The organism is Streptomyces nanshensis (assembly GCF_001751255.1).
Lineage (GTDB): Bacteria > Actinomycetota > Actinomycetes > Streptomycetales > Streptomycetaceae > Streptomyces > Streptomyces nanshensis_A.
Map to the genome: position 1 here is coordinate 1 of NZ_LJGW01000014.1, position 10,870 is coordinate 10,870.

The following is a 10,870-nucleotide window of genomic DNA, read 5'->3' on the forward strand; positions in this document are numbered from 1 at the left end:
CGCTGTCACGGAAGGGGCGCGGGCCGGTCCGCCGCCGGGCCCGGACGGGAGGTCCGGGCGGAGTGGCCGGAGCCCTCAACAGGGGCGCCGGCAGGGCCGGTTCGGCTCACCGGGGTGGCGCTTGCGCCGCTCTCCCCGCCCTGCTCTCCGCCGCGTTCCGCACGGGGAGCGTGAGCCGTGCACTACGGAATACCCGAGTTGCGGTAAAAATCACATTTGCCTACGCTTCCGAAGATGAGTGCTCGCGCCCTCCGCGCCGCCCCGGCGCCCAGCACCGCGGCGCCGGCCTCAAGTCCCGTACGTACGCACCGGGTTGAGACGGTACGACCGCGCTCCCGCCCGGTCCGTACGCCACAGGCGTCCCGTACGCCTCGGGCGTCCCTCGGCACACCCCGCCCGTACCCGCCGGCGGCACCGTGAGCCTCCGCAACCCCCGCAACCCCCGCATCGCGGACGACCTGCTGCGCCGCGGCGAGCACGGCTACGAGCAGGCACGCGACGAGGCCGTCTGGAACGGCCTCACGCCGGACCGCTTCCCCGAGGCGATCGTACGGGCCGCCTCCCCGGCGGACGTTACGGCGATCCTCGCGTACGCCCGCGAGAGCGGGCTGCGCGTATCGGTGCGCTCCGGCGGGCACCACTGGTCCGGCCCGACGCTGCGCGACGGTTCGCTGCTCCTCGACCTCTCCCGGCTGGGCGACTGCCACGTCGACCCGGAGTCCGCGACGGCCACCGTGGGACCCGCCGTCACGGGCGGCACCCTCGCGGCCGCCCTGGCACCGCACGGCTTCTCCTTCCTCACCGGCCACTGCCCGGAGGTCGCCCTCGGCGGCTATCTGCTCGCCGGCGGACTCGGCTGGAACTCCCGCGCCATGGGCCCCGCCTGCCGGTATATCGAGGAGGTCGAGGCGGTCACCGCCGACGGCCGTACGGTTCTCTGCGACGCGTCGCACAACGCCGACCTCTTCTGGGCGGCGCGCGGAGCGGGACCCGGCTTCTGCGCCGTGGCCACCCGCTTCAAGCTGCGGCTGCTCCCCTCTCCCGGCGCCATCACGACCGCATCCTTCACCTTCGCCCTGGACGGGCCCGACGCGGACGCCGTGTCCGACGAGGCCGTACGCGTGGGCAGTTGGGCGCTGCGCGCCGCCCGGGAGACGCCGCCGAACGTCGAGACCAGCCTGGTCCTCCAGGCACCGGACACCGCCGCCACCTCCGGTACGGGCGGGGCCGGGCCCCGGCTCCGCATCGACGCGACCGCCTTCGCCGACACCCCGGACGACGCGGTACGGGCCCTCGACCCGCTCGCCGCCTGCCCCTTCGCCGACGAAGCCCTCGAAGCCCTCGAAGCCGAGGAACCGCACCCGACGGACGTCCGTACCCTGTACGAGGGCGCCGGAGCGGCGGGAACGACCGGACCGTCCGGACGGCGCCATGCCGTGGACACCCTCTGGTCGCCCGACCCGTACGAGACCCAACTCGCCCGCGCCGCACGGCTGATCGCCCGCGCTCCCTCCCCGGACTCGTACGTACTGCTCCCCGTCGAGCCCGTCGCCCGCGACGAGAACGCGCTGCGGCACATGGCCTTCTCGGCGCTCGGCGCGTCCTATCTCGCGGCCTTCGCGATCTGGGACGACCCGGCAGCGGACGAGGCCGGCATCCGCTGGCTGCGCGCCGGCATGGACGCGCTCGACCCGTACGGCACCGGCAGCCACTACGTCGGAGAGGCGGACCTCACGGCGGGCCCCGCACGCTCCCGGCGTTCGTACGCGCCCGCCGACTGGGAACGGCTGCGGCACGTACGCGAACGATGGGACCCCTCGGGCCTCTTCCACGGTTTCCCCGTGCCCTGACCTCTGGCCCCTGGCCCCTGTGCCCTGACGTCGTGCCCCGACCACGGCCGGACGCCGCTTCGGCGTTGTTTCGGCCAGGCCCGAAAGGTGTGCACACGCCGCCGCGTAGCGGCCAGGCTCATGTGGGGCAGCGGTGCTCCGGGCGTTCCGGGGGAGGGCCGGAGCACCGCGACCCGAACCGGGTGCGTACCCGGGTGCGTACCGGCTCGCCCCTACGGCCGCGCACCCCGCGCCGACGTCCGGGCCCGCCCTTACGCTCGTGCCACGGGGCCGACTCGTCCCTGCGCCCCGGGACCGGCGGTGTACGTCATGCCCGAACTCCCCGACGTCGAAGGCTTCCGCAAGGTCCTCGACTCCTGCGCCCGCGACCGTCCCATCCGACGGGTCGAGGTGTACGACGCGGGCGTTCTGCACGGCGTGACCGGCGACCGTCTGCGCCGTGAACTGGAGGGCCGCCGCTTCACCGAGCCCGCCCGCCACGGCAAGTGGCTCCTCGCCCCCACGGACGGCGAGGACGACGGCGACGGCGCGGCCGGACCCACCCTGCTGCTGCACTTCGGCATGACGGGCCGCCTGGTGTGCTGCGCGTCCGGCGACGAACGGCACGCATACGACCGCGTCGCCTTCACCCTCGACGCCGGTCGGCAACTCCGCTTCCGCGACCAGCGCAAGCTCAAGGGCCTCTGGCTGGCCGACGCGTCGGAGGTCGCGCGCACCCTCGACGCCCAGGGCCCGGACGCCGCCGCCGTCTCCCGCGGCGAGTTCGACGAACTGCTCCACGGCCGCCGCGGAATCCTCAAGTCCGCCCTCACCGACCAGTCGCTGATCGCCGGCATCGGCAATCTGCTCGCCGACGAGATCCTCTGGCGGGCCCGCCTCCACCCCTCCCGCCGGGCCGGCGCGCTCACCGACGCCGAACGCGCCCGTCTGTACCGGGACATGCGCTCCGTGCTGCGCGCCTCCGTCCGCGCCGAGTGCGTACCGCCCCGCCGCTCCTGGCTCACCGGACACCGCGACGAGGCGGACGGGACGTGCCCCCGCTGCGGTACGCCGCTGCGCCACGGCCGCACCGCGGGCCGCAGCACCGTCTGGTGCCCGTACTGCCAGCCCGCGAGCCCGAACTCCTGACGGCCCCTGACGCCCCTGTGCCGTTCTCGTGCCGGTCCCGTGCCGTTCCGCGGGCCGCGCATCCGCTGCGGTGGCCGAGCCGTACGAGGTGGCGCAAACTGCCACAGGGGGGACGGAATGCGCCCGAACGTGTGGCCGGAGGGCAGTCTCATGAGTGGAAACAAAGCCGTCGCCTACATAGAACCCGGCGTCGTCGAAGTACAGACGATCGACTATCCCGACCTCGAACTGCACGACGGTCCCGGCGTGGACCCCCACAACGTGGGCCGCAAGTGCCGCCACGGCGTGATCGTCAAGGTCCTCGCGAGCAACATCTGCGGCAGCGACCAGCACATGGTGCGCGGCCGCACCACCGCCCCCTCGGACCTCGTCCTCGGTCACGAGATCACCGGCGAGGTGGTCGAGACGGGCCCGGATGTGGAGTACATCCACACCGGCGACATCGTCTCCGTTCCGTTCAACATCGCCTGCGGACGCTGCCGCAACTGCAAGGAGCGCAAGACGGGCATCTGTCTCAACGTCAACCCGGCCCGTCCCGGATCCGCCTACGGCTACGTGGACATGGGCGGCTGGGTGGGCGGCCAGGCCGAGTACGTCATGGTCCCGTACGCCGACTTCAACCTGCTCCGCTTCCGCGACCGCGACCAGGCGCTGGACAAGCTCCTCGACCTGACGATGCTCTCCGACATCTTCCCCACGGGCTTCCACGGCTGCGTGAGCGCGGGCGTCGGCCCGGGCAGCACCGTCTACATCGCGGGCGCGGGCCCCGTCGGCCTCGCCGCGGCGGCCTCGGCCCAACTGCTCGGTGCCGCCGTCGTCATCGTCGGCGACCTCAACGAAGAGCGCCTCGCCCAGGCCCGCAGCTTCGGCTGCGAGACGGTCGACCTCACCAAGGGCTCACCGCCGGACCAGATCGAGCAGATCGTCGGCGAACCCGAGGTCGACGCGGCCGTCGACGCCGTCGGATTCGAGGCGAAGGGCCACGGCAGGAACGCCGGCGAGGCCCCCGCGACCGTGCTCAACACCGTGATGGACGTCGCGAGGGCGGGCGCCTCCATCGGCATCCCCGGCCTGTACGTCACGGAGGACCCCGGCGGCGTCGACAGCGACGCCCAGACCGGCTCGCTCAAGATGCGCCTCGGCCTCGGCTGGGCCAAGAGCCAGAGCTTCACCACGGGCCAGTGCCCGGTGATGAAGTACCACCGCCAGTTGGCGATGGCGATCCTGCACGACCGCGTACAGATCGCGAAGGCGGTCAACGCCCAGGTCATCTCGCTGGAGGACGCCCCGCGCGGCTACGCCGAGTTCGACAGGGGCGCGAGCCGCAAGTACGTGCTGAATCCGCACGGCGCACTGGACCGCTTCCAGAAGGCCGCCTGACCCGGGCCCTCGCGCGGCCGATGTGAGACGCGGGCGCGTGCGGGCATGCGAAAGGGGCCGGACCACGAGGTCCGGCCCCTTTCCGTACCCGAAGGGGTGTGGTGGCTCAGAGGGCCAGGCCGAGGGTCCCGTCGCCGCCCGCACCGGACTCGGAGTCGCCGCCGGTGTTGGTGTTGTTGCCGTTGCCGATGCCGCAGACCTGCTGGGTCGTGTCCGACAGGGCGTCACCGGAGCCGCCGATCCCGAGGGAGCCGATGTTGATCAGGCCGACCTGGGTGGTCTCGGTGTCGCCGCCGGCGTCCTGGTTGCAGATGACCCGGGGCACGGGGCCCTGGCCTTCGCCACCGTGGGCCGAGGCGACGCCGACACCGAGCACGCTGGCGCTACCGACCATGGTGGCCACAAGAGCGGCTTCGCGAAGCTTGCGCATTTCTTCTCCACTTCGATGAGGCTAGACACGATCGGTAATCGATCGCTTGCACGCAGTGACACACCTTATTTGCGGCCTTTTCCGGATCAAGAAGCAACACGCCGTCGCGCGCCGATTGCCGCGCCCGGCTCACACGTGTCGCACAACGCGAAGGCTCGACCGCGGGAAGCGCACCGCGAGCCGAGGGCGAACCGGTGGCGACGGTTATCCGCTCCGTACGGCTGCGATCCGCTCCGCCTCGGGCTCACCGAATCTCGTCGCGCGAGACGGTATTCCCGGGCATCTATTCCGGACGGGATTTCCCCGCGTCCGGCGCCGACGACGGAACGGGAAACGGAAGTCACCCGGGCCGCGTCGGCGACAGATTTCGCCGGCTGCCCCCGTACATGCGAAACGGGCAGTCCAGGGGCCGAACCCGGATCGGATTCTGGAGCCCCTGAACTGCCCGGAAATCGCGAAGAGTCAGGCGCCGGTCGTGATGCCGACCGTCCCGTCGCCGCCGGTGCCGGACTCGGCGTCGCCGCCGGTGTTGGTGTTGTTGCCGTTGCCGAGGCCGCAGCTCTGCTGGCTGGTGGCCGAGTCGGCGTCGCCGGAGCCGCCGATCAGGGCGTCGCCCACGTTGATCAGGCCCGTCACCGCGGTCTCGCTGTCCTCGCCGCCGTTCTGGGCGCAGGCGAAGAGCGGCGGGTCGACCTCACCGGCCGCAGCGACGCCGGCGCCGAGCATGCCGAAGGTGCCGATCACGGTGGCCGCTACGGCGGCCTTGTGAAGCTTGCGCATGTCAATTCCTCTTTCGTGAGGACGAATCACGTTGCGTGCTCGTCCGGATGCAGACGGCGTCAAAGGTATTGGGAAGGTTTTGTTCTGCTTTGTCGCAACACGCTGTTTCGGCGAGACCGGCGGAATCGCCTCCCGATTGCTTCATTCGCCTTCGCCAAACAGAACGGGCAGTCCGGGGACCTTGTGAGGTCCCGGGACTGCCCGTTGAGAGCGGCGTCGTATCAGAGCGCCAGGCCGACGGTTCCGGCGCCGCCCGCTCCGGACTCGGCGTCGCCGCCGGTGTTGGTGTTGTTGCTGTTGCCGATGCCGCAGACCTGCTGCGTCGTGTTCGAGGCGGCGTCGCCGGAGCCGCCGATCAGGGCGTCGCCCACGTTGATGGTGCCGTCCACGTCGGTCGTGGAGTCGCCACCGTTGCTCTGGGCGCAGGTGAAGGAGACCGGCTCAGGCTCGTGGTGGCCGCAGGCGGCGGCGGCACCGGCGCCGAGGATGCCAACGCTGCCGACCATGGTGGCCACGACGGCGGCCTTCTGAAGCTTGCGCATGTCAATACCTCTTCCGTGAAGACTGGTCACGATCTGTGCCCGTCCAGATGCAGACAGTGCTCAACGTATGGGCAAGTCCCGTCGTTTCCTGTCGCAACACGCGGCTTTTTGCCGGAGTCGGGGGCGGTGGCGCGTGCCGTACGTACGTCGAGGACGCGGACCGGCTCCCCGTGCGGGCCGCCGGTGCGGGCGTCCATGGAGCCTCGCGGTCCGCGGCTTTCCGGGCACGGAAAACGGGCAGTCCCGGGCCGATGCGTGATCGGAGCCCGGGACTGCCCGCGGGGTGAGGCGTGTGTCAGAGCGTGAGCCCGATGGTTCCGTCGCCGCCGACGCCCGACTCGGCGTCGCCGCCGGTGTTGGTGTTGTTGCTGCTGCCGATGCCGCAGACCTGCTGAGTCGTGTTCGCCGTGGCGTCGCCGGAGCCACCGAGGGCCAGCTCGTCGATGCCGACCAGGCCGTTCTGCGCTTCCTCGGTGTTGTCCCCGCCGTTGCTCTGGCTGCAGCTGAAGAGCGGCGGCTCGTGGTCCTCGCCGGCCGCGGCGACACCCGCGCCCAGCATGCCAACGCTGCCGACCATGGCGGCCACGACTGCAGCCTCGCGAAGCTTGCGCATGTCTGTTCCTTTTCCCGTGGTGGCTTGATGCGGTCCGTAGTCGACCGCATCGATACGGTGACGAATGTAGGGCGGGGATCGACGCTATCTGTCCAGGAACACGCCGTTTGTTCGCAATGGCCGCCAGAAATATGACCGGCGGCGACCGGAGGCTGCGGCCGGGATTGCGCTGGGAACGTGGGGCCGTCGGCGCCGGGCGGGGAAGTGCCCGCGTCCGGGGCGGGGGCGTAAGACACCGTCCGCGTACGGGAGTTGGGACGGCTGCCGGTGGCCCGCGCGGAGGGCGCGGGCCACCGGAGCATGCGGGAGGGAGCCCGGGTGGTCAGTCCTGGTAGACCAGGGTGCCCCGCTGGCCGTGCTCGGCCGCGGCGCCGTTCGCGAAGGCGTCCTCGACGGCGGCCTTCTCCGAGTCGTCCGGGTTGGCGTTGGTGCAGGACGTGCCCGCGCTGGCCCCGGACATCAGGCTGGAGCACGGGCCCGGCTTGACGTCGGGCAGGCCCAGGATGTGGCCCAGTTCGTGGGAGGCGATGCGGACGACGTCGTGGCCCTCGTCCACCGCCTCGCGTCCCATGTAGACGGTGCCGTTGCCGAGGCTGGTGGTGACCGTGCGCGGCCAGCCGTCGTCGGCGACGATGCGGATGTTCGCCTGCTCGCCCTCCTTGGCGGGTTCGAGACGTACGGACGTGACGCTCTCGTTCCATACCTTCGCGCCGCTGTCCACCGCGTCGGCGAACTCGGCGGATTCGCCGGCGTCGTAGGTGAGGACCACCGGATCGGCGGCCTGGGCCTGGGCCTGGTGCGGAGCTTGGGCGGGGGCGGCCATCGCCTGGCCGGTGAGCAGGGTGAGGGTCGCCAGTATTGCGACGAGGGCCGCTCTGACGGCGTTACGGACCAACACATCAGCCTCCTGGTGGGGGACAGAGCTCAGGTGTCGGCGTGTACATGCCCGCGTTGGCGCGGCGGACTTCTCCGCGGCGGAAATGCCGCGGCGTGTGTCTCGGCGGGGATCGTGCGACGCGAAGTCGCGCTGCTCGTACGGGAGTTGGGGCGTACGTGGTCGTGACCGGTCAGCGAGGGGGCGAGCGTGGGCGAGGCGCGTGCGGGCGGCTGAGCCGTTCGAGGGGTGAGGGGCAGCGGCGACCTCTCCATCCGGGGCCGGGCCGGTGCGGCGGGCTAGCGTGTCCGCACTTCCAGGACGAAAGCGCCCTTTTGTGTGCGGAACGGCCGTTCATGCGCTCTGGAGTTCCATGGAGTGAGAGAGGAAGAGCCAGTCATGTCCAACCACTTCACCGGCCTCAGTCTCGGGTCGCCGCTCGGCGATCAGCGGCTCGACCTGTGTGACCTGTACGCCTTCCAGGCACCCGGCGATTCGAGCCGGACCGTTCTCATCCTCAACGCCAATCCCAACGCCGATGCCCTGCACCCCGATTCGGTGTACCGGCTGAACATCGACAACGACGGCGACGACCTCACGGACATCGCCTTGAGCTGGGTCTTCAGCCCGGCGGCGTCGGACGGTTCGCAGACCTACAGCGTCTTCATGGCGACCGGTGCGCAGTCCCGCGAACCGGAGGCGGTCGGGACCGAGATCGTCTCGGACGCCGCCGTGTCCTTCGGACCCGAGGCCAACGTGATCAGCGCCGGCGACTACAAGGTGGCCGCCGGCAGCCGCAGCGACGCCTTCTTCTTCGACTTCGAGGGCATCACGAACCTCTTCGACACCAGCGGCAAGCGGAACTTCACCTCGCCGCATCTGGACGGCGATTCACCGTGGACCGGCGTCGACTCCAACACCACGGCCAACGTCTTCTCCATGGCCATCGAACTGCCCACCGCCGAGCTGGCCCCCGACCCGGAACTGCGCATCTGGGGCCGGTGCAGCGTCCGCCGCGACGGCCGGCTCGTCCACGCGGACCGGGCCGGACACCCCTCCGTCAGCAGCTTCTTCAACACCGACGACACCAAGGAGGAGTACAACGCCAGCGAGCCGGTGAACGACCGTGCCAGGTGGACCGATCAGTTCGTCCACCTGCTGGGTCACACCGGCGGCTACTCGCGCGCGGAGGCCGTCGCCGCGCTCGACGAGCACGGCATCCTGCCGGACGTGCTCCACTTCGACCCCTCCAAGCCGGCCGCCTACCCCAACGGCCGGACGTTCACGGAGGACGTCATCGACATCCGCGTCGCCTTCCTCACCAAGAACGAGGCGCCGCCCACCGGTCTGAGCCCGCACACCGACACCCTCGACCGGTTCCCGTACCTCGGCGAACCGCACCCGGCGGCCACCTCCTGACGGACTCCGGCGGGAGACATCCGGTCAACTGCCGTACGGGCGCCGGATTTTTCCGTGACCGTCTGCGTACGCATCCGGAAGTGGCGCGGGAGTACGGCGAGTTGAAGCGGCGCGCCGCCGAGAACGACGAAGGCCCCGGCCGGTCTCCCGGTCGGGGCCTTCGTGACAGCCCGGTGAGGCTGGGCGGAGGATACGAGATTCGAACTCGTGAGGGGTTGCCCCCAACACGCTTTCCAAGCGTGCGCCCTAGGCCACTAGGCGAATCCTCCGCCGCAAACACTACAAGACGCCGGGGCGTGCTTGCGAACTCGATCCCCCCTGCGGGCATCGGGTACTGTGGGGCGCAGCCCCTCACGTGGCGCTATCTCTCTGAACTCCCCCAGGGCCGGAAGGCAGCAAGGGTAGGAGGGCTCTGGCGGGTGCGTGAGGGGCGTTCGCATGTGCGGGCGGGGCGCTCAAGATCGTTGCGGGGCCGGGGAATCGGGCTTCCGTACGGTCGGCGGAACGCGGGCGTGACTTGTCGGTCGGCACCGATATCGTCGGGGGCGTGTCGTCTCTCGCCCTGTACCGCCGGTATCGCCCCGAGACCTTTGCGGAGGTCATCGGGCAAGAGCACGTGACCGAACCGCTTCAGCAGGCGCTTCGCAACAACCGCGTCAATCACGCGTATCTCTTCAGCGGGCCGCGCGGCTGCGGCAAGACGACCAGCGCGCGCATCCTGGCCCGCTGTCTCAACTGCGAGCAGGGGCCCACGCCTTCGCCCTGCGGCGAGTGCCGCTCGTGCCGTGACCTCGCGCGTAACGGGCCGGGGTCGATCGACGTGATCGAGATCGACGCGGCGTCGCACGGCGGTGTGGACGACGCACGGGAGCTGCGGGAGAAGGCGTTCTTCGGGCCCGCCTCCAGTCGTTACAAGATCTATATCGTCGACGAGGCGCACATGGTCACCTCGGCGGGCTTCAACGCTCTGCTGAAGGTGGTCGAAGAGCCGCCCGAGCACCTGAAGTTCATCTTCGCGACGACCGAGCCGGAGAAGGTCATCGGCACGATCCGGTCGCGTACGCACCACTATCCGTTCCGGCTGGTGCCGCCCGGGACGCTCCGTGACCATCTGGCCGAGGTGTGTGAGCGGGAGTCGATCCCCGTGGCGGACGCGGTGCTTCCGCTGGCCGTACGGGCCGGGGCCGGGTCGGTGCGCGACGCGATGTCGGTCATGGACCAGTTGCTGGCGGGCGCGGGGCCGGAGGGCGTGACGTACGCCATGGCCACGGCGCTGCTCGGCTACACCGACAGCGCGCTGCTGGACGAGGTGGTGGCGGCCTTCGCGGGTGGGGACGGTGCGCGGGCGTTCGAGATCGTCGACAGGGTCATCGAGGGCGGCCACGATCCGCGGCGCTTCGTGACCGATCTGCTGGAGCGGCTGCGGGACTTGGTGATCATCGCGGCGGTTCCGGAGGCCGTGGAGAAGGGGCTCGTCGAGGCGCCCGCCGAGGTGGTCGAGGCGATGCAGGAGCAGGCGCGCGCCTTCGGTCCGGCGGAGCTGAGCCGCGCGGCGGACGTGGTGAACGCGGGGCTCACGGAGATGCGCGGGGCGACGTCGCCGCGTCTGCAACTCGAACTGATCTGTGCGCGGGTGCTGTTGCCCGCGGCGTACGGGGACGAGCGCTCGGTGCAGGCCAGGCTGGACCGGCTGGAGCGGGGGGCGGCCTTCGCGGGGACGGCGTCAGGGACGGCGGCGCCGGGCGTGAGCGCGATGCCCGCGGCTCCGGTTCAGACGCCTCCGGTTCAGACGCCTCCGGCTCCGTCGGCTTCGGCCCCGTCGGCTTCGGCGGGGCCCGCGCAGCCGTCGGCGTC

The 10,870-nt window shown here is 71.0% G+C and carries 10 protein-coding genes, 1 tRNA gene and 1 other RNA gene; 6 read left to right on the plus strand and 6 right to left on the minus strand.

The annotated features are described in order from the left end of the window. The first annotated feature begins 416 nt into the window (after positions 1-416). The 3 genes from AN218_RS00295 (at position 417) to fdhA (ending at position 4,358) form a co-directional block, all read left to right on the plus strand. Positions 417-1,850 (plus strand): FAD-binding oxidoreductase, encoded by a 1,434-nt coding sequence (locus AN218_RS00295; RefSeq protein ID WP_079131677.1) that lies wholly within the window; start codon positions 417-419, stop codon positions 1,848-1,850. 309 nt (positions 1,851-2,159) lie between these two features. Continuing rightward, on the plus strand, positions 2,160-2,978 hold the full coding sequence (locus AN218_RS00300) for an Fpg/Nei family DNA glycosylase (protein WP_070014412.1): 819 nt from the start codon (positions 2,160-2,162) through the stop codon (positions 2,976-2,978). A 150-nt stretch (positions 2,979-3,128) separates the two neighbouring features. Next, the gene (gene fdhA, locus AN218_RS00305; RefSeq protein WP_070014413.1) at positions 3,129-4,358 is read left to right on the plus strand and encodes a formaldehyde dehydrogenase, glutathione-independent; all 1,230 of its coding nucleotides are present in this window, start codon (positions 3,129-3,131) and stop codon (positions 4,356-4,358) included. Between the two features lie 106 nt (positions 4,359-4,464). Here the strand turns inward: fdhA and AN218_RS00310 are convergent, their stop codons facing one another. The 5 genes from AN218_RS00310 to AN218_RS00330 form a co-directional block, all read right to left on the minus strand. After that, positions 4,465-4,788: a hypothetical protein gene (locus AN218_RS00310; protein ID WP_141747379.1), complete on the minus strand. Its 324-nt coding sequence runs from the start codon at positions 4,786-4,788 to the stop codon at positions 4,465-4,467. Between the two features lie 462 nt (positions 4,789-5,250). Then, positions 5,251-5,568 (minus strand): hypothetical protein, encoded by a 318-nt coding sequence (locus tag AN218_RS00315; RefSeq protein ID WP_070014407.1) that lies wholly within the window; start codon positions 5,566-5,568, stop codon positions 5,251-5,253. Between the two features lie 221 nt (positions 5,569-5,789). Further along, positions 5,790-6,110 (minus strand): hypothetical protein, encoded by a 321-nt coding sequence (locus AN218_RS00320; protein WP_070014408.1) that lies wholly within the window; start codon positions 6,108-6,110, stop codon positions 5,790-5,792. A 295-nt stretch (positions 6,111-6,405) separates the two neighbouring features. Beyond that, complete coding sequence (locus tag AN218_RS00325) at positions 6,406-6,723, minus strand: hypothetical protein (RefSeq protein ID WP_070014409.1); 318 nt, start codon at positions 6,721-6,723, stop codon at positions 6,406-6,408. A gap of 322 nt (positions 6,724-7,045) precedes the next feature. Then, positions 7,046-7,621 (minus strand): snapalysin family zinc-dependent metalloprotease, encoded by a 576-nt coding sequence (locus AN218_RS00330; RefSeq protein ID WP_420855920.1) that lies wholly within the window; start codon positions 7,619-7,621, stop codon positions 7,046-7,048. Between the two features lie 375 nt (positions 7,622-7,996). On the opposite strand from AN218_RS00330, the gene AN218_RS00335 reads away from it, so the two are divergent. Further along, on the plus strand, positions 7,997-9,016 hold the full coding sequence (locus tag AN218_RS00335) for a DUF4331 family protein (RefSeq protein ID WP_070014410.1): 1,020 nt from the start codon (positions 7,997-7,999) through the stop codon (positions 9,014-9,016). A 184-nt stretch (positions 9,017-9,200) separates the two neighbouring features. Here the strand turns inward: AN218_RS00335 and AN218_RS00340 are convergent. Continuing rightward, a tRNA-Ser gene (locus tag AN218_RS00340) sits at positions 9,201-9,285 on the minus strand. Positions 9,286-9,358: 73 nt separating this feature from the next. On the opposite strand from AN218_RS00340, the gene ffs reads away from it, so the two are divergent. Both ffs and AN218_RS00350 read left to right on the plus strand, forming a co-directional pair. Then, positions 9,359-9,455, plus strand: an RNA gene (ffs, locus tag AN218_RS00345) — signal recognition particle sRNA small type. Between the two features lie 108 nt (positions 9,456-9,563). Next, positions 9,564-10,870 (plus strand): DNA polymerase III subunit gamma and tau (locus AN218_RS00350; protein WP_141747380.1); only part of this gene is annotated, 1,307 nt, incomplete at its 3' end.